Origin of the sequence: Methanothermobacter thermautotrophicus, from assembly GCF_014889545.1 — an archaeon.
In the GTDB taxonomy this organism is placed as follows: domain Archaea; phylum Methanobacteriota; class Methanobacteria; order Methanobacteriales; family Methanothermobacteraceae; genus Methanothermobacter; species Methanothermobacter thermautotrophicus_A.
In genome coordinates, this window is the sequence record NZ_QKOF01000001.1 from 116,583 (window position 1) to 137,352 (window position 20,770).

Genomic DNA, 20,770 nt, shown 5'->3' on the forward strand with positions numbered 1-20,770 from the left:
TCATCTCTTCTTCGAGGACCTCAGAAGCCTCGCAAGTTTGGGAAGTAGTTCGCTCTTTTTTCCATCGTATTCCACCACAACCCTTCCTGAGGACTCCCACCAGGATGAGGGATATGCACTGTCCGACTCCATCCGGGCCTCCAGCTGGAGCTTCCTCGCAGCCCTCAGTATCTCACTGGCGGTCGGAGATTCAACAGCATACTCCAGGGGCACCCTGCGACCCTCACTCCGAGATTTTCTTGAATCAAGATAGGCTGGCCATATGATCAAATTAACTCCTCCTTCTGGTAAGCTTCACTGCATTCTGCTGGTCCACATCTTCAGCCATGCTAACCCCGAGGGCGGCTATCATATCCTTCACGGTGTACCTTTCAGGTGTCACGGCCTTTATCCCATACTCCTCCAGCTTCCTGAGGGTTATCGGACCTATCGCAGCCACCTCAACATTCTTAAGGGCTCTGATGAGCTGTTCACGCCTATTGCCGGCGATTTTGAGGAGGTTCTCAACCGTCAGGGGGCTTGTGAAGGTAACTGCATCCACCCATCCAGCAAGGAGGCCATCTATCAGCTCCTCTGCGGGTCCGGTGTCATCAGGTAAACCGGATCTGTAGGCCTCGGCCACTAGGACCTCTGCGCCCATCATCTCAAGTCCACGGGGGAGCACCTTCCTTGCAGAGAGCGTCCTCGGGAGGGCAACCTTCCATCCCTCAAGGTTGAGTCCACTGAGGGCGTCCAGGAGGCCCTCGGCGGTATAATCCTCAGGGACTATGTCGACCCTGAGTCCATGCTCACGGGCCGCAGTGGCTGTCCGGGGGCCTATAACTGCCACCATGCAGTCCCTCCTGATTTTCTCTGCAAATTCGCTGCAGAGCCTGAAGAGGGACTCAACTGCAGCCTGTGACGTGAAGATTACAAGGTCCCATTCATCAGCCCTCCTGCAGACCTCCCTGAGGGATTCGGTGTGGGCCTCCTTTAACTCCAGGGTCGGGGCCACGAGGGCCCTTCCACCTGCCCCCTCTATGAGTTCAACAGCCTCTGCAGATCTTTCATGGGGCCTTGTGACGGCCACAGTCCTATTCTTCAGTCCCTCTAATTTCACGGTAGACATTGACAACATCACCCACAACTATGATGCCTGGTGGCCTCAGGTCCCTATCTGCAATGTCTCCAAGTGTCCCGAGGACTATCCTCTCATCATCCAGTGTCCCTCTCTCAATTACACATACAGGGGTCTCGGCGGGGCGGTGCTTCATGATCTCCTCCATGTTCTCCCTTATGTTACCAACACCCATGAGTATTATGAGTGTATCTGCATTGTAGTCCCAGTGGACCTGCCTCTCGGGCTTTGTCGGGTCCTCATGGCCTGTAACCACGGTGAAGGATGTTGCAACACCCCGGTGGGTTACAGGAAGCCCGACAGATGTGGGGACACCAACAGCCGATGTTACCCCCGGGATGACCCTGTACTGGATTCCGGCTTCCTTAAGGGCCAGGATCTCCTCACCACCCCTCCCAAATACGAAGGGATCGCCGCCCTTGAGCCTCACCACCGTCCCATGTTTCCGGCCTTCCTCAACCAGTATGCTGTTTATCTCATCCTGGGTCCTGTGGTGTTCACCACTCCTCTTACCAACGTATATGAGTTTGGCTTCATCAGGCGCGTATCTGAGTATCTCTTCACCTGCCAGGCGGTCATAGACCACCACGTCCGCCCTCTCAAGGACCCTTATGGCCTTGAGTGTTATGAGTTCAGGGTCCCCTGGCCCTGCGCCAACAAGATAGACCACCATGATCATCACCTCTGTTGTAATATCCTCAGGGGGGAGTTGCAGTTCATAGCAACAGGATATACTACCATGATCATCACCTCTGTTGTAATATCCTCAGGGGGGAGTTGCAGTTCATAGCAACAGGATATACTACCATGATCATCACCTCTAGATCTTCAGGATGCCCCTGAAGAATTTGAAGCCATCAGTGGATCCCAGTATCTCCTCGGACGCCCTCTCAGGGTGGGGCATCACCGCGCATACCATCCCTGTTTCATCGCAGACCCCTGTTATCCCGTCCAGGGAACCGTTCGGGTTTTCCCCATGGAACTGCAGGACCACCTGATCGTTTTCCCATACCTCACTGATATTGTTGTGATAGTACCTGCCCTCTGCATGGGCCACTGGCATCCTTATAACCTCATCCTTCCTGAAGAGACCTGTGAATGGCGTCCTGGTTGTTTTAACCCTGAGTTCGGTCCACTGGCAATTGAATTTTGGGTGCTCGTTGACGGTGAAGACCCCTGGCACAAGCCCAACCTCTGCAAGGATCTGGGCACCATTGCATATGCCCAGAACAGGCTTCTCCTCCTTCACAAGTTCCCTGACAGCGTCCATTACAGGGGTTATGGCTGCAATTGCACCTGCACGGAGGTAGTCCCCGTAGGAGAAACCCCCTGGGATCACGACGGCGTCGAGGTGATCAAGGTTGCGCTGGTTCCACCACACATACTCGGGCTCTGCCCCTGCCAGTTCAAGGACATGGTGGACGTCACGGTCACAGTTGGATCCGGGAAACCTTATAACTCCCACCCTCATGTTTCAGCCTTCCATCTCATTTATACTGACATCATAGTCATGGATGACCGGGTTGCAGAGGAGGCGCTGGCACATATCCTCAACCTCCCTCTCAACAGCCTCAAGGCTGTCCTCGTCCATGGTGAAGGTTATAACATCAGTTGTATCGGTGTCCTCAACCTCGTATCCAAGGAGGGCCAGGGCCCTCTCAATTGTGGCCGCCTCAGGGTTCAGCATCCCCTTCTTTAGCCTTATTCTTACCTCAACCATAAATTTCATTCCATCACCTCAGAGTTTAACCTTCCACCTTTCAATGTCATCATCATCGAGTATCATCCTGGCAACCCTTCTGTAGGCGCCCACAACACCCTCCTCTCCACGGCGGAATATGTCCTTGTCCAGGGGCTCTCCGGTCTCCTTGTCCCAGAGGCGGCAGGTGTCAGGGCTAACCTCATCGCCGAGCCTTATCCTACCATCTGAGTCCCTTCCGAATTCCAGCTTGAAGTCTGGCAGGATAAGTCCCCTTGACTTGAGGAACTCCCTGAGGACGTCGTTTATCTGCAGTGTGATCCTCCTTATCTCCTCCAGTTCATCCCTGGTGGCGATCCCGAGGGCAAGGATTATGTCGTCGTTCAGCATGGGGTCCCCGTGCTCATCACTCTTGTAGTCCATCTGTATGAGGGGTGGTCTGAACTCCTGGCCCTCCCTGAAGGGGAACCTCCTCACGATGCTCCCGGCTGCTATGTTCCTGGTTATAACCTCTATGGGTATCATCTCAAGTTTCCTTGCAAGGATGCAGCCAGGCTCCCTCAGTTCAAGGTACTGGGTCGGTACCCCGGCGTCCTCGAGGACCTCAAATATCTTTGCTGAGATAACAGAGTTGTAGTAGCCCTTCATATCAAGGGTGTCCTTCCTTTCACCGTCGCCTGCTGTTATATCATCCCTGAATCTGACTGCAACAATTTCAGGGTCATCTGTAAGGAGAACATCCTTTGCCTTACCACTGTAGAGTGGACCGTCTATCTTCACATCCATACTATCACTTTAAATTAATTATGAGCATGAGATTCTGGATCGACTCTCCAATACTTATATAGGTGTAAATCCTATTATGAGTTATATCGCGATTCAGTTATATAATCTTGCGAAATCAGATTCATGCTTCTCAGGGTGAAATAATGTGTGGCATTGTGGCTTGTATACTTAAGGATAGGATTGCAGCCCCGATTCTCCTGGAATGCGTCAGGAGGCTGGAGTACAGGGGCTATGACTCCGTTGGTATCGCAACATCGGATCCAGTGATAAGGATCAAAAAGGACAGGGGTAAAATCGACGAGGTGGATGCAAAACTTGACCTTGCAGATCTACCAGGCAACATGGGGATAGCCCATGTCAGGTGGGCGACCCATGGTCTCCCCACAGCTGAAAACGCCCATCCACATACTGACTGCAGCGGCGAGATAGCAGCGGTACACAACGGGATAATAGAGAACTACCTGGAGGTTAAGGAGGAACTTGAATCAGAGGGCCACATATTCAGGTCCGAGACAGACACTGAGGTCATACCCCACCTCATAGAGAAGTACATGGATGAGGGGATGGACCTCGAAGCCGCAACAGCCACAGCACTCAGGAAGCTCAGGGGAGCATATGCAATTGCAGTCATATCATCCAGGGAGCCTGGAAGGATCGTGGGGGCCCGGAAGGAGAGTCCACTCATAGTTGGTGTCGGTGAGGGAGAATACTTCCTGGCCTCAGACGTTCCCGCCATCCTCAACCACACCAGCAGGGTGATATACCTCGATGACGGTGAGATGGCCATAATTGATGGGGATCTGAGGGTCACCGACATTGAGGGCAACCCTGTGGAGAAGGAGGTCCATTCAATCGACTGGTCGGCTGACATGGCAGAGAAGGGAGGCTATGACCACTTCATGCTTAAGGAGATACATGAGGAACCCGCCGCGGTGAGGGACACCCTCACAGAGATGGATGAAGTGTTCAGGGTGGTTGAGGAGATAGGCGAGGTTGAAAGAGTCTGTTTCGTTGCCTGTGGAACATCCTACCATGCATCCCTGGTTGGCAAGTACCTCTTCGAGAGCCTCCTTGGCATACCGACCGATGTTATCCTTGCAAGTGAGTTCAGATACTCTGCAGGGGCCCTGAATGACAGGACACTGGCCATATTCATAAGTCAGTCAGGTGAAACAGCGGATACCCTGAACGCCCTCCGTGCAGCCAATTCAAGGGCCAGGACCCTGGCGATAGTCAACGTACTTGGAAGCTCAGCAACAAGGGAGGCCCAGCATGTCCTCTACACAAGGGCTGGCCCCGAGATAGGTGTGGCTGCAACCAAGACCTATGTGAGCCAGTTAACTGTTATATACATGCTAGTGGCTGCAATGGGTGCACCAGGCCTCATGGAAAAACTTGAAAGGGTCCCTGAGTTCATGGAGAGTGCCCTTGAGGATGAGGACCGCATCAGGGAACTGGCAGCAGCCTACAGTGATGCTAGGGACTTCTTCTTCATAGGACGCGGATTCGCCTATCCAACGGCCCTTGAGGGGGCCCTGAAGCTCAAGGAGATAACCTACATACACGGTGAGGGCTACGCAGCAGGTGAACTCAAGCACGGCCCCCTGGCCCTGATAGATGACGGGGTACCGGTAGTTGCAATTTCACCGCCAGGCCCCTGCCATGATAAGACCCTGAGCAACGTTGAGGAGGTCAGGGCGAGGGGTGCAAGGGTCATAGGCCTTGGCAGCGTTTCAGATGAATCCCTCAGGAAGGAGGCCGATGACTTAATAGGCCTTGACCCTGAGGTTGATGATATCATATCGCCCCTGATCTACATCGTCCCCCTCCAGCTCCTATCATACCATGTGAGTGTGGAGCGTGGACTGGACCCTGACAAGCCAAAGAACCTTGCAAAGTGTGTGACCGTTGAGTGAAGATGACAAGAGTCATAAAGAAGTATTACGGGGTCCTGACGCTTATATGCGTCCTTATAGGTTTTCTGTTCCCTGAATTTTCAATTTTTTCAGGTTACACGCCGCTACTACTGGCGCTCCTGGTTTTCTCCCTGGTTGTTGAGCACAGCATAGAGGATTTGGGGAGGATAATCCATCACCCACGGTTTATTGCCCTGATCCTGGCATCTACTCTATTGCTATACCCCATCATGGGATTCATCTTCAGCAGGATCCTCGGGCTGGATTCGGACCTATCTGTGGGGGTCATACTCCTCTCATTCGCCCCATCACCGATTGTAGCAGCCCTCTGGACTGAGATATCTGGTGGTGATGGCACTCCCGCAATATCAGCCGCCCTAACATCCATGCTGACCTCTGTGGCGGTCTACCCCGCGGTTCTTTACGTCCTTGGGGTTGCATCACCGGCAGTTGCCTTCAGGGTGCTCTCACTGCTCCTCTTCAGTGTTTTCATTCCAGCCATCCTGGCCCTGATCCTGAGGCTTGAGGTTGAATTGGTTCAACCGGTGAGGGATGGTATTAACATTTTATCCGCCATTCTGGGGCTTCTGATAATCATAGTTGCAGTTGCCCACATGTCAGGGGCTCTGGGGGGGTGGGGTGTTCTGAGGGTGGTGTTCCTGGTATCTGTGATGCTCCTCGCCGGCTTCATCTATGGCTTCCTTATCGGCAGGAGAATGCCCGGATACAGGGTTGCCTCAATTTACACTTCAGGGATGCGTGATGGTGTGATACCGGTTGGGGTTGCTCTTACATACTTTTCCTCTGCAGCGGCACTCCCGGCAACCATCCTCCTGGTGGTGATGCCGGTATTCACAGGGATAGTATACTACCTTGTGGGAACAGATGATTGATGTCAGCTATTCAGTTTCCGGGAGGGAGGGTACTTTAACGGACCATTTCATTACAAGGTACTCTTTAATTTCTGATTCAGGGACCCTCTTCACAGCCCTCCTTTTACGTATAACCCTTCTCAGCCCCATGTAGGCATCATATTTTGCCCTCAAAATGATGAATTTCCCTCTTTTTATATTCAGAAGGACCTGGATGATTTCTGTGATAACAAAGAGGGGGAGATACCTTAAAAGCAGATCAGCGGGCATGTTCTTAATGAAGGTCCAGGTATAATTTCTCCAGTTATGGTAAACTGTGAAGTCACTTACAAAGGGATTGGTACCCCCCTTGTGGTGGTATACGATGGCATCGGGGGCGTAAAGTGAATCCCATCCTGCGCTTCTGAGTCTGAGTGCCAGGTCAAAGTCCTCATAGTATGCAAAGAAATCCTCATCAAAGTATTCACCATCGACCTCAACATCTTCAAGGGCTTCTCGTCTGTAGAGACAGGCACCGGCACAGCAACCCAGGATTCTGGCCCTTTCATCAAAATTTTCAACGGGTTCATATGCGCCCCTGTTGAATCCAAGACCATTCTTGGAGTATTCAAGACCAGCCGAATCTATAAGTTTTCTGTTCTGTCCCCAGATCATCCTGGCCTGCACACTCCCCACACTTTCACTCTCCTCCGCCGCCACCATGAGATTCTCTATAAAATCTGGAAGAACCTCCGTGTCATTATTGAGGCACATCACATACCTGCAGTGGGGATCCTCAAGCGCTATCCTGATTCCCTGATTGTTTGATGCAGCGAATCCCAGATTCTCACGGTTTTCAATCAGTATTATCCTGTCATTGAGGTATTCACTGAAGTTACTCTTTATAAAGTCCACTGAACCATCAGATGAGCCGTTGTCAATGAACACTATTCTGAAGTCCTCGTAGGTCTGTCTCAGAAGGGATCTGAAGTATGCCTCAAGAAAGGATACTCCGTTGAGGTTGGGTGTTATGATGTAGGTTTCTGGTATAGGATCACTTCCTTTGATCTATCTATTCTTCCGGGCAATGATGAACCTGTAGGTCCTTTCGATTCCTTCAACGATATTATCCCATAGGAATTTTTCCTCAACCTTCTTCCGGCCCTCGGACCCCATCCTGTCCCTTAATTCATCATCAGAGATTAAAAGCTTTATCCTATCATGGAGGGCCTCCTTGTCACAGGGCTCAACCAGGAAACCGTTTTCACCGTCATCTATGACCTCAACGACTCCACCGGACCTGTAGGCAACAGCAGGCACACCACAGGCACCCGCCTCAGCAAGGACCATCCCGAAACCCTCCCTGGTGGATGGGAGGACAAGCACCCTGGCCCCCCCTATCATGGATATGACTTCACGGTAGCTGAGGTTATGGTGGAATGTGACTGACTCCCCTACCCCAAAATCATCGACCATGGCTTTGAGTCTAGACCTCTCCACCCCGTCCCCTACTATTTCGAGTCTGAGGTCAGGGAAATCTGTGACAAGTTTACTGAAGACCTCTATGATGTGATCCACATGCTTGTGGGGGGCGAGGCGTCCAACGAATATTATGTAGTTCCCGGTTGCTGGTGTGACGGAATCGATGAGTTCAAGGTCAACGCCGTTCGGGATGATGTGGATATCCGCGGGGGGTCTGCCATGGACGTCTGTGAGTGCTGAGGCCGTGCTGCGGCTAACGGTGATCACACCATCATAGGGGAGCCTCATGAGGACCCTCTCAAGTAGTCCGGCTGTTCCTGATGACTGCAGCCACTGGTCACCATGGGCGGAACTCACATCATGGATGGTTGCAACCATGGGTGTTCCACGGATCCTTGAGGCGAGGAATGATGGTGGGAGGGGGGCGTAGGTCTGGGCATCAATGATGTCATAGTCATGGGTCATCACCCACCTGAAAACCGCAGCCATGAACCTGATGAATTCAAGGGGTCCCCTGATGGGCGGCTTTCTTATCCTTGGGCCCAGGTGGTGCACCCTTATCCCGCTGATCTCCTCATAATCGCCGACTCCATGGATCCCCATTGATATCACATCAACCTCATGACCCCTCTCAACGAGTCTCCTGGCGATTTCAAAGTACCTCCTCTCCCCTCCCCCATTATAATGTGGTACAAAGAAATCTGAGACTATAAGTATCTTCATGGGTTTCACTTTTCAGTTTTTGGTGCAGAGAATTTTGAGACTGTGAGTATTATTCATGGTGTGCCTCATCAATTTTCCCATCCAACCTTTGATTCCTCCATCAATTTATATCTAATGTATGATATAATTAATAACATGGCAGGGGTTTTTCCTGTGAATCCAATGGCCATCATATCCATCACAGCCATGGTGGCTGCCCTTGTATCAGGGGTTTACATATTCGCCAAGAACCCTGAAAGCAGATTTAACAGAGCACTACTTGTTTTCTCAGCCCTTATAGCCTACCTCTCACTCACAGACTTCGGACTTTCCATTTCAGAGTCCTACATGATGGCGGACTTCTGGGTGAGGATGGGATTCCTGTGGCCCATGGTGGTACCGATCATAGTGCACATGGTCCTCCTCTTCACAGGTAGAAGGACCACCAGGCCACTCCTTGCAGTTATATATGTACCTGCAGGGGTGATTGCGATCCTTGAACTCACAACAGATCTCATAACAGCAGGACCCACCATGACTGCATGGGGGTGGACCTTCAGGGCTGCAGAGGATTCAATCCCCTACCAGATCTCAAACATCTGGGGATTACTTGTGGCAGCAGCCGCCATAATACTTGTGGCCTGGCACTGGAGGTCATCATCGGGTCCAGAGAGGACACGGGTCTACTACCTCCTCACAGGCCTCACCTTACCTGTCCTGACGGGCATCATTACAGACCTCATCCTCCCCTCAGCAGGTATTGTGGTCCCATCACTCACAGACCCTGCAGCTGCACTTGGGGTTTCCATGATAGCCTATGGTGTCATGAGGTTCCGTTTACCAATCCTGAGTCCTTTAAACGCTGCCATGGACATTGTGAGGAATATGAACAGCTTTCTCATAATCACCGATCCTGAACTGAATATACACTACGTCAATCCAGCCGCTGAGGGGCTGACAGGTTGCAGGGCAGCTGAACTCACAGGGAGGAGGCTGACTGAGATCCTTGAATTTGAGGACATCTGCAAAGACTCAACCATTGAGTCCCGGCTTCGGGGTGGAGATGGATGGATACCTGTCATCGTATCAGCGGGCCATGTGCATGGATCCGGGGGTGAACATGTGGGCTTCCTCTTCACGGGTTCAGATATGAGGCCCATCCTTGAGATGGAGGAAAAGCTCAGGAGGAGGGAGGATCGACTGGTCCTGCTGACAGAACACATGGCTGATGGTCTTGGAGAATTCGACAGGGAATTCAATTTCAGGTACCTCAGCCCATCTGTAGAGAAGATAACAGGCTACGGCCATGAGAAGCTTATAGGCCTCTCAGCCATGGACTTCCTTGACTATCTGCACCCTGATGACAGGGATAATGTTAAAAACCTCATAATTACCGGGGGGGAAGCTCACAGGGCAACCTTCAGGATAAGGAGGCCGGATGGAAACTACAGGTGGGTGGAATACGTTGACAGACCAATCCGCACAGATGGGGACATTGAGGGCTACGTCTTCGGTTTGAGGGATATACATGAACATAAAATGGCCGAGGAGGCCCTTATTGTCAGCAAGGAGAAATTCAGGGAACTCTTCAGGAACATGAGGAGCGGCATAATTGTTGTTGAGTATGATGGAAAGGGGTTCCGGGTTAAATCCATGAACCCGGCAGCCGAGGAGATGGAGGGCGTCTCATGCGCAGCTATAAGGGGAATGGATCTTCCCAGGGCACTTCCAGGGATCTGGAACTCAGCCATCAGGAAAGCCCTCCTTGAGATCATGGAGACGGGTGAGGCCATCCACTGCCCGGAGGTGAGGTGTGGTGAGGCATGGTTTGATGTCCACCTCTACCAGCTATCAACCGGGGAGGTGGTCATAATATGCACCGACATAACCATGAGGAAGGAGTATGAGGACAGGCTCAGATCATCCCTCAGGGAGAAGGAGGCCCTCCTGAGGGAGGTACACCACAGGGTCAAGAACAACTTCCAGATAGTTTCAAGCCTGATAAATCTCCAGATGGCGGATGTTGAGGATCCAGCGCCCCTCAGAGACCTCCAGAGCAGGGTCCAGTCAATGGCACTTGTGCATGAACTGCTCTATGAGTCAGAGGACCTCACAAGTATCGATATGGGGCGCTACCTTGAGAGACTCACATCCTCCATACTTGACAGCTACCATGGAGGGGGAATAGACCTTGAGGTTGAGTCGGTGACGTAACCCTCCCCATTGAAACCGCGGTCCCCCTGGGCCTCATAATCAATGAGCTCATCACAAACTCTGTTAAGCATGCCTTCACATCATCAGGCAGGATCACCATAGAACTGAAGGAGGATGGGGGTGAATTCACACTCACAGTCGCAGATAATGGGGTTGGTCTTCCCCTGGGATTTGTACCGGGGGAGTCGGATTCCCTGGGGCTCAGGCTCGTGGCGGGCCTCGTGGATCAGATAGATGGGACCCTGGAGACCCTTGGCAGGGATGAGGGTGCTGAGTTCAGGATAACCTTTAGGGTTGTACACTACAGGCCGAGGATATGATGTGGAACGGTTCAGGGGCCTGGAAACATTACTGGTCCGGCCTTATTGTAATCTCCATAGTGCACTGTCAGACAGATGATGGAACACTGCTTCATGCGCCGCCTTCATGTTGCATGAACCCGCTCATGGACAGTCCTGCATAAACTTTAAGTTGTAATTGCTGTAGCTGCAGAGGGGGTTGGGAGGCTGATAAAGATAACCGTCCATAAACTTTAAGTTGTAATTGCTGTATCATGTAACCATGGCACTTACACCAAGAGGGGACGTCCTCAGGGAAGTCATGGATCACCTTGAAGGTGGGGCCCTGGATTCTGTGAACAGAAGGAGGGAGCTGTGGAGGTCAATCTCGGATAAATTCATAAGAACTGATGACGGATCCTACACCCTTAAATCTGAGGCCGGGGAGGCCATGCACACCAGGGTGGGGGCCATGACAGAGGCCATCGAGAAATTTGTAAAACCAACGGTTTCAGGGATCAGAGGCGACTTAAGGGTCCTGGACCTCTGCTCAGGCCTCGGATACAACACAGCCGCCCTCCTTGAGTTCACTGAGGCTTCCAGTATCACCGTTGACATGGTGGAGATCTCAGTCGCGACCATGGCCACAGCCCTGATCGTACCATCACCCAATCCAGCCCATAAAATTGTTAAGGCGGCATACGAGGACTTCCTGTTATCTGAGGGCTTACTCTCCCTAATAACCTCACCTCCACCACCCAGGGGCATCGAGCTGAGGGTTCACTGCGGTGATGCAAGGGCAGTGGTGCCTGGACTTGATGAGGGATACTATGACGCCGTCTTCCTGGACGCATTCAGTCCAGGGGTGGCTCCTGAACTCTACACGGTGGAATTCATCTCACTCCTCGCGGGGGTCCTTAAGGAGGGGGGAATACTTGCAACCTACACCTCTGCAGCCCCCATGAGGTCAGCCCTTATTGAGGCAGGGTTCCATGTGGGTCAGGGACCTGTGTTCGGGAGAAAATCAGGGGGAACACTGGCCTCCCTGGATCCAGGGATGATCAGAGAGCCACTTGACTGGAGGGATGAACGTATGATAGCCCTCAGTGACGCGGGGATACCCTACAGGGACCCGGAACTGTCTGCTGATGCCATTGAAATAATGGAGAGGCGGAGGGCCGAGAGGATGTCTGCCAGGGGAGTTACAAGGATATCCTCAGCGGTTAAAACACCACTGTACCTGGGCTCAGAGAGGTTGGAGGGGGGAACCGGGAGACGTGTCCGGAGAAACCTCACCCGGTTTGGAATAGATGACCCTTCAGGTCCGGAGGCGCTATACATCATCTGCCCCCAGATGGAGGAGTGTGTATGTGGCTGTGGGGAGTATAGACCAGGCAACTCAAGGGAGAGGATACTCTCAATGAGGAGGAGGCTGATGGACCTGGTTAACCTGCGACACCTTGCCTGATTAGAATGCATGCACTGCAGTCTGTATGGGAGAATTTTTAGTGTGAGGATTACATATTAATCAGTATCTTGCTCCGGTGCCTGTTAATCAGCATCATGTGGTTCACTGATCTGCAGGGAAGGACCCTCTTAATTACTGAGGTGGATCAACTGATCTGGGGATAAGCCCCTTTTTATACTTAATTAATATGGGAGGATTTCATGTTTGAGATAAAAGCAAAGGACGGCCTTGGAAGGACAGGGATACTTAAGACAGAGCACGGTATCGTCAGGACACCCGCGCTGATGCCTGTAATACATCCAGGTAAACAGACCATCGATGTTAAGGGGTCTGGAGCCGAGATGGTGATAACCAATGCATACATAATCTACAGGAACCCTGAACTGAAGGAGAAGGCACTTAAAGATGGGGTGCACAGACTCATAGACTTCAATGGCCCCATAATGACAGATTCAGGTTCATTCCAGCTATCAGAGTACGGAGACATTGAGGTGGAGAACCATGAGATAATACGTTTCCAGGATGAGATAGGCACAGACATAGGCACATCACTGGACATACCAACACCCCCAGGTGTCAGCCACAGGAGGGCCCTGGAGGAGGTGGAGGTCACCCTTGAGAGGGCCAGGGAGTCCATTGAGTACAGGGAGAGAATGATGCTTAACGCAGTTGTACAGGGTTCAACACACCCGGACCTGAGGAGTTACTGCGCATCTCGCCTGGCTGAGCTGCCGGTGGAACTCCACCCCATCGGTGCGGTGGTGCCACTCATGGAGTCCTACCGTTACAGGGAACTCGTCGATGCAGTGCTTTCATCTGTATCTGAGCTACCACCCTCAAGGCCAAGGCACCTCATGGGGGCAGGTCACCCGATGCTGTTTGCCCTGGCAGTCTCAATGGGCTGCGACCTCTTTGATTCGGCAGCCTACATACTCTATGCAGAGGACGACCGTCTTCTCAGCACCGAGGGAACATACAAACTCGAGAACCTCCAGGAGATGCCATGTTCCTGCAGTGTCTGCACCGATTACACACCATCAGAGCTCATGGGGATGGACAGGGAGGATCGCAGGAACCTTATAGCAGAACACAACCTCCATGTGAGCTTCGCAGAGATAAGGAAGGTCCGCCAGGCAATCCACGACGGAAGCCTCATGGAGCTAGTTGAAGAGCGCTGCAGGGCACACCCCCGCCTTCTGGAGGGCTACAGGCGCATGTCAGAGTACGTGGATCTCATTGAAAAATTTGAGCCGAGATCCAAGAGGTCAGCATTCTTCTACACAGGTCCAGAGTCACTGGGTCGAGTGGAGGTCCAAAGACACCTTAAAAAAGTCAGGGAAGGTCTTGGGGAGAAAATAGCCCTCGTCGCCCCATCGAGGAGGCCCTACTCATCCAGCCTGCCTGATAGGCTTGAGGGCTTCCGTTCACTTAGACCCATGGAAGGAGGGGACTGGAGTGTCGTGGTGGTTGATCTCCCCTTTGGCCTCATCCCCCTTGAACTTGACCAGGTATACCCCCTGGCCCAGAGCGATGCACCTGGTATAATGGACCTTGATGGGGAGGAGTTCCTCAGGGGGCTTGTCCTGGACCTAATTGATCTGGGTGCAGTGATAGATGAGAAACTCTGCAGTGAACTTGGAATTGAGCTCCCCCACATTTACACAGGTGAAGTTGAAACCACAGTTGAAGATCTGGACCGTGTCAGGATGGTGGCAGACTACCAGTTCGGCAGGGGTGCTGGTGAACTCCTCTTCACAGATGATGTGAGGATTGAGAGGAGCCGCAACACAGGTAAGATAAGGCACATATATGCAGGGGATGAGCTCATCTGCACCATGAGGGCATCAGATGGTCTCCTGGTCCTTGGAGCGGAGGGGGCGGTCAGGCTCCACCAGGGGACCACCTACCCGGCATTCAGGGTGGTTGTAAATGAGGAGTCTGAGCCCTTTGCAAGGAGGGGTAAAAGTGTTTTTGCAAAGTTTATAATAGACTGCGACAATAATATAAGGGCCAACGATGAAGTTTTAATTGTTAACGCTGATGATGAACTTCTGGCCACAGGTAAGGCCCTCCTCTGTGCCGGGGAGATGATGGACCTCAACCATGGCCAGGCAGTTAAAACCAGGAAAGGAGGATTTTAATTGATACCGGGTATGGGAATGAACCCAAAGCAGCTGAAACAGATGCAGAGGGCCATGAAGCAGATGGGAATGGATATGAAGGATCTTCGTGGTGTTGAAGAGGTTGTTATCAAACTAAAGAGGAAGGAGATCATCATAAAAAACCCTAAGGTTAATGTCATGGAGTTCATGGGACAGAAGACGTACCAGGTGACTGGTAAGGCCCGTGAGAGGTCCCTTGAAGCTGAAATGGAGATACCCGAGGATGACATTGAACTTGTCATGAACCAGACAGGTGCAAGCAGGGAGGACGCCACAAGGGCCCTCCAGGAGACAGGGGGGGACCTTGCAGAGGCCATCATGAGGTTGAGCTGATGGTCCTTATAGCCCATATCTCGGACCTGCATGTGGGCGCACCCAACTTCAAGGAGGACATACTCCTTGAGGCCATAAGACAGATCAACAAACTCAAACCAGATGCAACCGTCATAACAGGGGACCTCACAGATAACGGCTACTACCTTGAATTCCTTCAGGCAGCAGAGTACCTGAGCGACCTTAAGGGGCCCCACATATTTGTACCTGGAAATCATGATGCCAGGCACGTGGGCAATGAGACCTTCGAGGATGTCTTCAGGTACCGGAGGGGGACCTTTGTGATGGACGGCCTCACCATCATAGGACTTGACAGCAGCGAACCAGACCTGGATTACGGGAAGATAGGGAGGTCCCAGCAGATCTGGATGGAGGAGGAACTTGACAGGGCATCCTCTAGGGGGCACATAAGGGTTATAGCCCTCCATCACCACATAATCCCGGTGCCCAAGACAGGGCGTGAGAGGAACGTCCTTGCAGATGCCGGTGACATACTCCAGTCCATAATCAGCAAGGGGGCTGACCTGGTCATATCTGGCCACAAGCATGTCCCCCACGTCTGGAGGCTTGAGGACACCTTCTTTGTAACTGCGGGGACGGTCTCATCCCTTAAACTGAGGGGTAAAGATATTAACTCATACAATACATATTACATTGATTAGGATTCCATGAGAATAGTCCTAAATCAGGTGCAGGGAGAGAGTATTGAACTGGCATCCTGCAGCCTGTGAAATATCAGCTAAAGGTGGTTACTTGAGGGTAATTATAGATGCATCGAACGTCGCCCATTCACGGAAGAATGATGAGGAGAAGCCATGCCTAGAGAACATACTTTCAGCGGCAGAGGAACTTGAGAAACTTGGCTACGAACCGGTTATAATCGCCGATGCATCCCTGCGACATGAGATAGATGATAAGGAGCAGTTCAGGAAGCTCCTGGAGGAGGGTAAATTCCAGCAGGTCCCCTCAGGTACCAGCGCAGACCACTTCATACTGAAGATGGCTGAGGAGGAGGATGCCAAGATACTCTCAAATGATGTTTTCAGGGACTACAAGGACGAGTTCCAGGATATAAACAGCAGGAGGATACCCTACACCTTCAGGGATGATAGGATCCTCATCGGGACCTCCGGGAAACCAAAGAAGGTAAAGAACATACTTCAGAAGATCTGCAACGAGGCCCTCAGGGAATTCGAGAGGAAGAGGATAGACGCATATAAGGTTAAACGTGGCAAGAAACTCAGCGGTATAGCCATAGCCAAGGAGGCAATAGACAGGATAAGCCGGAGCCAGGAGGAGGGCCTTGAACCCAAACTTGAGGGCATATTCATGAAGCTGCCCCTCTTCGAGAAGTTCATGAGCATGGTTGAGGAGGTTGAGAGGACCAGCAACTACATAATATTCGTCCTTGTGCATCCAAAGGATTACCGTGATGCCGTTAAGTACGCCGGGAACATTGCAGTCACCGTCGGGGACAGGCTGAAACTTGAGCACGCCCCCCTGGTGGCTGTCAGGAATGACCTGTTCCTTAAACCAGGCACCTTTGAGCTCAACATAATGTACTCGGAGGACGTCATGGAGGAGGCCCCCTACAATGTTAACATAACAATAAATGATCATGATTACAGCTTCGTTAAGAAGAACTCAAGGAACATAGCGAGCACCATAGCGGCAAGGATAGGTTCATGGAGGTTCCCCATAGTATCCGTTAAACCGAGCATGCTACTTGAGAAGCCAGGGGAATTCGAGGTAGTCCTTGAGAAGGGAGGCAATGATTGATGGTTATGGATTATCTGCTGCGGAAGATACTGGGCTTCTTCCTGGGGTACAGGGTTCTGAGCATAGGGACCAGGTACATGCCCACCAACAGTACAGAGCGCGAATACGTGGACATGCTCAACTACACCAGGACAATGCTCATAGAGATTGAGAGGGCCCATATAAACACCAGCAACATATTCGATAACCTCACAAGGGAACTCGGGACAGAGAACATACCAAGGGAGAGGAAATTCATCGAACTTAAACCTGCCGATGAGGAGGTCGATGAATACGCCCTCCTCAGTAACATAATAATGGGGAGTGACCGCTACCTCTACATTGAGATATTCAACGGCGGTCGCATAGTTGATGAATTCGTGGATATCATCGAAAATGAAAAGGGAAAAATAATCGAGAAGAGCTCCAGTGAGGTGCTTTCAAGGTTCCTGTCCAAGAATGACGCCATAAGGGTGGCTATAAAAATTATAGGTGCTGGAATCAGGAGAGGAATAAATGTGAGGGCCGCGGCTGGTATGACAGGCGCTGCAGCCATTGAAAGGGCCATAAACCTAAACAAAGAGATAGGCGAAGTCCCCGGGGTCGGGTTCACAAAGCTTGGAGGAGAATTTGCCATAATATTCACAGGCGAATTTGAAACCCTGAAGGGTGCACCATCCTACCGTGACAATTACCTCTTCATTGACATGATCGACTCCACCGCATTCATAGAGAGGTATGGCCGGGACAGCCTCGTTGAGATAATGAATGATATAAAGGCCTACATGGAGAATGACTGCCATGGGAAGATTGAGGGCTACCGTGAGGGAGGAGACGACCTCATAGCCAACTTCCCAACCAAGGACATGGCCCTCAGGGCCGGTATAGATTCCGCATGGCATGCAATGGATAACGGGGCAAACATAAGGGTCGGGATAGGACGCACAAGGAGGGAGGCCGGTGAGAGGGCCCAGATGGCCGATGAGATAATGCTCTGGAACCCCACCTCCATAATGGTATTCGATGTTGCAGATGGCCTCTACGGGTACTTCATACCCTCACCCTTCACAAGGTCAGTTATAGACTTCTTCATGAAGAGGAAGTCCGTGGCACTTCTGGTCTTTGTCTTTGTATTCGTCGCAACCTTCCTCGGCTGGAACATGGGGCACTGGGAGTTTGGCCTCGTCGCAATCCTGCTTGCTGTTATCTATGGCGCCACAGCATAAAAAGGAAACCTATTTAAGGATATGTCAAGATAATATTGAGGGGAATTGAAATGAGACCTGAAACCGAGGCTAAAATCATTGTTAGCTTCCTGATTTCCCTTATAGCATTTGGGTGCGGGTCCGGCCTGGGCATAGCAATCGGTCTTTCCGGCGGGGACATCACATCTGTTGATATTAATAATACATCGTCCAATGATAATGTCCAGCTGACCCCAAGCAGCACCAACCACCTTCCCCTCAACGGTATAAAGGAGCAGGGAAGGGAGGTTGCTGAGAACGGCAATGGGGAAGTCAACGTTGTTAACAACCAGGGGTCCTCCAACAATACAACCTACTGAGGGTGAGACCCCGATGAACTTTTTTTAAGGGAGAGTGTATACGATGGAACTGAGATTTATGAGGGGTGGCGTCTGCGCTGTCGAAGGAGTCATCGCAGCAGGATGCCGTGATGGCAAATATGGTGTTGGAATCATCGTTAACAGGGGTTCAACTGCTGCAGCTGTCTTCACCTCAAACAGGGTTCGAGCAGAACCAGTTAAACTCACAGAGCGCGTAATGGCAGATGGAAGAATCTCAGCCATCGTTGCAAACAGCGGGAACGCCAACTGCTTCACAGGCATGGATGGAATGGATGATGCAATAAAGATGGCCAGAACCGTGGCAGAGGCCCTATCCCTGGATGAAAACGAGGTTGCAGTGGCTTCCACAGGCGTTATAGGAAGGAGGATGCCCATTGAGAAGATACAGTCCCTCATCAGGAGGGCCGTAAATCAACTGGAAAATTCAGAGGCCGCATCAGGGGATCTTTCAGAGGCTATAATGACCACCGACACATTCCCCAAGGAGGTGGCAGTTGAGTTTGAACTTGAAACCGGGGAGAAGGCCCGTATAGGTGCTGTTGCCAAGGGTTCAGGGATGATAGCCCCTAACATGGCCACGATGCTATCATTCATAACAACCGATGTTGATGCATCAGCCTCTGAACTTAGGGAGGCCCTCAGGAGGGCGGTTGATGAGAGCTTCAACATGCTCATAGTGGATGGTGATGAGAGCACCAATGACATGGTCATAATATCCTCCACCAGGACCTCAGGCAGGATAGATTCGAACTTCCAGGAGGCCCTCGTGGCCGTGTGCAGGGAACTTGCCCGTATGATGGCCAGGGACGGTGAGGGCGCCACCAAGTCCTTCCAGGTGGATGTTGTAAATGCCGGGACACCAGAGGATGCTAAAATGGCTGCAAGGGCCATAGCAGGTTCTTCACTTGTTAAAACAGCCATATTCGGGGCCGATCCCAACTGGGGACGTATAGTTGCAGCTGCAGGATACTCTGGAGCAGAGTTTGACCCTGATGAGATAAGCGTCACCCTTGAGTCTGGGTCAGAATCTGTGGTGATAGTTGACCATGGTGATGTCCGGGCATTCGAGGGCACAGAGGAACTTGAAATTGCTGAGAGGGTCATGAAGGAGAATGAGATAAGAATAATCGTTGACCTGGCTGCTGGAGATGAATCAGCCACAGCCTATGGCTGCGACCTCACCTATGATTATGTGAGGATAAATGCAGAGTACACCACATGAGTAAGGTCTTAAGGTGTTTTTTATGGAAACAGTTAACATCCTCGTTGAGGCACTGCCCTACATAAAGAAGTTTCACAGGAAGAAGATCATGATAAAATATGGCGGCCATGCCATGATAGATGAGTCTGCCATGGACTCAACCGCCAGGGACACCGTCCTGCTCAAATATGTGGGCATGGAACCCGTCGTGGTCCATGGTGGAGGACCCGAGATTTCACGTGCAATGAACAAGATGGGTAAGGAGCCAAAGTTCATTGAGGGCCTCCGGGTGACTGATGAGGAGACCATGGAGATAGTGAAGATGGTCCTCGTTGGTAAGATAAACACCAGCATAGTCTCAAAGATATGCTACCACGGTGGGAGGGCCATAGGATTATCAGGTAAGGACAGCAACCTCCTGCTTGCAAGGAAGAGGGCGCCCCATGTTGTTAGGGACGATAAGACAGGTGAGAGGCGGGAGATAGACCTGGGACTTGTGGGTGAAATAGAATCCGTTGACCCCGGGATAATCAACATGCTAACAGATAACAACTACATACCTGTCATATCACCCATAGGGGTTGACAGGGATGCTAATACACTCAACCTCAACGCAGACACTGTTGCGGGTGAGGTTGCAGCTGGTATAGGGGCTGAGAAGCTCATAGTACTGACAGATGTCCCAGGGATACTTGAGGACCCCTCAGACCCTGATACCCTCATAAGGAGGATAACTGTTGATGAGCTCAGCGACCTCGTGAAGAGCGGTATAGTGGAGGGGGGCATGCTCCCAAAGACCCTCACCTGTATACAGGCAATCAATGATGGAGTATCCTCCGCCCACATAATCGATGGTAGGGTTGAGCACTCACTGCTCCTTGAAATCTTCACAAAGAAGGGTATAGGGACCATGATAACCGGTTGAGAACTGGTAATGGGGATAAATGCCCCTATTCAGGGATAGGGACCATGAGAAATGAGGGTTAATCAGGAGGGTCTTTTTTTAGACCAATCCCGGACTTCAGGGGTGCTGTTTGGGTTTCTATCAGGTTTTATTGGGGGGTTGAACATCAGTCCTGCTTTATTAGTTCCTCCCTTATGGCCTCTGCCATCTCCATGGTACTGGCCGTACCCCCGAGGTCTGGCGTCATGATGCCCCTCATCAGGGTTTTTTTGAGGGCGTTTTCTATTTTTTGAGCTTCCTGTTTTTTGTTGAGG

At 51.5% G+C, this 20,770-nt stretch carries 22 protein-coding genes; 13 read left to right on the forward strand and 9 right to left on the reverse strand.

Features of this window, described 5'->3' with window-relative positions:
• The 6 genes from DNK57_RS00770 to purC all read right to left on the reverse strand — a co-directional run bounded on the left by DNK57_RS00770 (position 1) and on the right by purC (position 3,602).
• A complete protein-coding gene (locus DNK57_RS00770) occupies positions 1-270 on the reverse strand; it encodes a signal recognition particle subunit SRP19/SEC65 family protein (RefSeq protein WP_192961157.1) in 270 nt (89 codons plus the stop codon).
• Between the two features lies 1 nt (position 271).
• The gene (locus DNK57_RS00775) at positions 272-1,108 is read right to left on the reverse strand and encodes a uroporphyrinogen-III synthase (RefSeq protein WP_226890909.1); all 837 of its coding nucleotides are present in this window, start codon (positions 1,106-1,108) and stop codon (positions 272-274) included.
• Positions 1,074-1,790 (reverse strand): uroporphyrinogen-III C-methyltransferase, encoded by a 717-nt coding sequence (gene cobA, locus DNK57_RS00780; protein WP_192961158.1) that lies wholly within the window; start codon positions 1,788-1,790, stop codon positions 1,074-1,076. The genes DNK57_RS00775 and cobA overlap by 35 nt, the downstream gene beginning before the upstream one ends.
• 147 nt (positions 1,791-1,937) lie before the next feature.
• Positions 1,938-2,588: a phosphoribosylformylglycinamidine synthase subunit PurQ gene (gene purQ, locus DNK57_RS00785; RefSeq protein WP_192961159.1), complete on the reverse strand. Its 651-nt coding sequence runs from the start codon at positions 2,586-2,588 to the stop codon at positions 1,938-1,940.
• 3 nt (positions 2,589-2,591) lie between these two features.
• Positions 2,592-2,846, reverse strand: coding sequence for a phosphoribosylformylglycinamidine synthase subunit PurS (gene purS / locus DNK57_RS00790; protein WP_010875808.1), 255 nt, complete (start codon positions 2,844-2,846; stop codon positions 2,592-2,594).
• Positions 2,847-2,855: 9 nt separating this feature from the next.
• The gene (gene purC / locus DNK57_RS00795; protein ID WP_192961160.1) at positions 2,856-3,602 is read right to left on the reverse strand and encodes a phosphoribosylaminoimidazolesuccinocarboxamide synthase; all 747 of its coding nucleotides are present in this window, start codon (positions 3,600-3,602) and stop codon (positions 2,856-2,858) included.
• 143 nt (positions 3,603-3,745) lie between these two features.
• Between purC and glmS the strand changes: the two genes are divergently transcribed.
• On the forward strand, positions 3,746-5,518 hold the full coding sequence (glmS, locus tag DNK57_RS00800; RefSeq protein ID WP_192961161.1) for a glutamine--fructose-6-phosphate transaminase (isomerizing): 1,773 nt from the start codon (positions 3,746-3,748) through the stop codon (positions 5,516-5,518).
• 2 nt (positions 5,519-5,520) lie between these two features.
• Complete coding sequence (locus DNK57_RS00805) at positions 5,521-6,411, forward strand: bile acid:sodium symporter family protein (RefSeq protein WP_226890921.1); 891 nt, start codon at positions 5,521-5,523, stop codon at positions 6,409-6,411.
• Positions 6,412-6,417: 6 nt separating this feature from the next.
• On the opposite strand, the gene DNK57_RS00810 is transcribed toward DNK57_RS00805, so the two are convergent.
• Positions 6,418-7,437 (reverse strand): glycosyltransferase family 2 protein, encoded by a 1,020-nt coding sequence (locus tag DNK57_RS00810; protein ID WP_320056828.1) that lies wholly within the window; start codon positions 7,435-7,437, stop codon positions 6,418-6,420.
• Positions 7,438-8,574 carry a glycosyltransferase family 4 protein gene (locus DNK57_RS00815; protein WP_192961163.1) on the reverse strand — a complete coding sequence of 379 codons (1,137 nt, stop codon included), beginning with the start codon at positions 8,572-8,574 and terminating at the stop codon, positions 7,438-7,440.
• A gap of 135 nt (positions 8,575-8,709) precedes the next feature.
• On the opposite strand from DNK57_RS00815, the gene DNK57_RS00820 reads away from it, so the two are divergent.
• From DNK57_RS00820 to argB, 11 genes are all read left to right on the forward strand, one after another.
• Complete coding sequence (locus tag DNK57_RS00820) at positions 8,710-10,767, forward strand: PAS domain S-box protein (protein ID WP_226890911.1); 2,058 nt, start codon at positions 8,710-8,712, stop codon at positions 10,765-10,767.
• A gap of 50 nt (positions 10,768-10,817) precedes the next feature.
• Complete coding sequence (locus DNK57_RS08935) at positions 10,818-11,087, forward strand: sensor histidine kinase (protein ID WP_320056829.1); 270 nt, start codon at positions 10,818-10,820, stop codon at positions 11,085-11,087.
• A 241-nt stretch (positions 11,088-11,328) separates the two neighbouring features.
• Complete coding sequence (locus DNK57_RS00825; protein ID WP_192961164.1) at positions 11,329-12,513, forward strand: MnmC family methyltransferase; 1,185 nt, start codon at positions 11,329-11,331, stop codon at positions 12,511-12,513.
• 200 nt (positions 12,514-12,713) lie between these two features.
• Positions 12,714-14,654, forward strand: coding sequence for a tRNA guanosine(15) transglycosylase TgtA (gene tgtA / locus DNK57_RS00830; RefSeq protein WP_192961165.1), 1,941 nt, complete (start codon positions 12,714-12,716; stop codon positions 14,652-14,654).
• Positions 14,655-15,008: a nascent polypeptide-associated complex protein gene (locus DNK57_RS00835; protein ID WP_010875816.1), complete on the forward strand. Its 354-nt coding sequence runs from the start codon at positions 14,655-14,657 to the stop codon at positions 15,006-15,008.
• Positions 15,008-15,670, forward strand: coding sequence for a metallophosphoesterase family protein (locus DNK57_RS00840; protein WP_226890913.1), 663 nt, complete (start codon positions 15,008-15,010; stop codon positions 15,668-15,670). The genes DNK57_RS00835 and DNK57_RS00840 overlap by 1 nt, the downstream gene beginning before the upstream one ends.
• 91 nt (positions 15,671-15,761) lie before the next feature.
• Positions 15,762-16,787 (forward strand): NYN domain-containing protein, encoded by a 1,026-nt coding sequence (locus tag DNK57_RS00845; protein WP_192961166.1) that lies wholly within the window; start codon positions 15,762-15,764, stop codon positions 16,785-16,787.
• Positions 16,787-17,992, forward strand: a complete 1,206-nt coding sequence (locus tag DNK57_RS00850; RefSeq protein WP_192961180.1) for a hypothetical protein — start codon at positions 16,787-16,789, stop codon at positions 17,990-17,992. Before DNK57_RS00845 ends, DNK57_RS00850 begins: the two co-directional genes overlap by 1 nt.
• 50 nt (positions 17,993-18,042) lie before the next feature.
• A complete protein-coding gene (locus DNK57_RS00855; protein ID WP_192961167.1) occupies positions 18,043-18,330 on the forward strand; it encodes a class I SAM-dependent methyltransferase in 288 nt (95 codons plus the stop codon).
• Positions 18,331-18,373: 43 nt separating this feature from the next.
• The gene (gene argJ, locus DNK57_RS00860) at positions 18,374-19,573 is read left to right on the forward strand and encodes a bifunctional ornithine acetyltransferase/N-acetylglutamate synthase (protein ID WP_192961168.1); all 1,200 of its coding nucleotides are present in this window, start codon (positions 18,374-18,376) and stop codon (positions 19,571-19,573) included.
• Between the two features lie 22 nt (positions 19,574-19,595).
• A complete protein-coding gene (argB, locus tag DNK57_RS00865) occupies positions 19,596-20,477 on the forward strand; it encodes an acetylglutamate kinase (RefSeq protein WP_192961169.1) in 882 nt (293 codons plus the stop codon).
• Positions 20,478-20,622: 145 nt separating this feature from the next.
• On the opposite strand, the gene DNK57_RS00870 is transcribed toward argB, so the two are convergent.
• Positions 20,623-20,770: isocitrate/isopropylmalate family dehydrogenase (locus tag DNK57_RS00870; protein ID WP_264291541.1), on the reverse strand; the 148-nt coding region annotated here is incomplete at its 5' end.

Bases quoted from the DNA above. Each gene is read 5' to 3' on its own strand.
- argB (WP_192961169.1), top strand. From the start codon at position 19,596: ATGGAAACAGTTAACATCCTCGTTGAGGCACTGCCCTACATAAAGAAG.
- DNK57_RS00820 (WP_226890911.1), top strand. From the start codon at position 8,710: ATGGCAGGGGTTTTTCCTGTGAATCCAATGGCCATCATATCCATCACA.
- DNK57_RS00805 (WP_226890921.1), top strand. From the start codon at position 5,521: ATGACAAGAGTCATAAAGAAGTATTACGGGGTCCTGACGCTTATATGC.
- DNK57_RS00850 (WP_192961180.1), top strand. From the start codon at position 16,787: ATGGTTATGGATTATCTGCTGCGGAAGATACTGGGCTTCTTCCTGGGG.
- purS (WP_010875808.1), bottom strand. From the start codon at position 2,846: ATGAAATTTATGGTTGAGGTAAGAATAAGGCTAAAGAAGGGGATGCTG.
- tgtA (WP_192961165.1), top strand. From the start codon at position 12,714: ATGTTTGAGATAAAAGCAAAGGACGGCCTTGGAAGGACAGGGATACTT.
- purQ (WP_192961159.1), bottom strand. From the start codon at position 2,588: ATGAGGGTGGGAGTTATAAGGTTTCCCGGATCCAACTGTGACCGTGAC.
- DNK57_RS00825 (WP_192961164.1), top strand. From the start codon at position 11,329: ATGGCACTTACACCAAGAGGGGACGTCCTCAGGGAAGTCATGGATCAC.
- glmS (WP_192961161.1), top strand. From the start codon at position 3,746: ATGTGTGGCATTGTGGCTTGTATACTTAAGGATAGGATTGCAGCCCCG.
- purC (WP_192961160.1), bottom strand. From the start codon at position 3,602: ATGGATGTGAAGATAGACGGTCCACTCTACAGTGGTAAGGCAAAGGAT.
- DNK57_RS00775 (WP_226890909.1), bottom strand. From the start codon at position 1,108: ATGTCTACCGTGAAATTAGAGGGACTGAAGAATAGGACTGTGGCCGTC.
- cobA (WP_192961158.1), bottom strand. From the start codon at position 1,790: ATGGTGGTCTATCTTGTTGGCGCAGGGCCAGGGGACCCTGAACTCATA.
- DNK57_RS00815 (WP_192961163.1), bottom strand. From the start codon at position 8,574: ATGAAGATACTTATAGTCTCAGATTTCTTTGTACCACATTATAATGGG.
- DNK57_RS00855 (WP_192961167.1), top strand. From the start codon at position 18,043: ATGAGACCTGAAACCGAGGCTAAAATCATTGTTAGCTTCCTGATTTCC.
- DNK57_RS00840 (WP_226890913.1), top strand. From the start codon at position 15,008: ATGGTCCTTATAGCCCATATCTCGGACCTGCATGTGGGCGCACCCAAC.
- argJ (WP_192961168.1), top strand. From the start codon at position 18,374: ATGGAACTGAGATTTATGAGGGGTGGCGTCTGCGCTGTCGAAGGAGTC.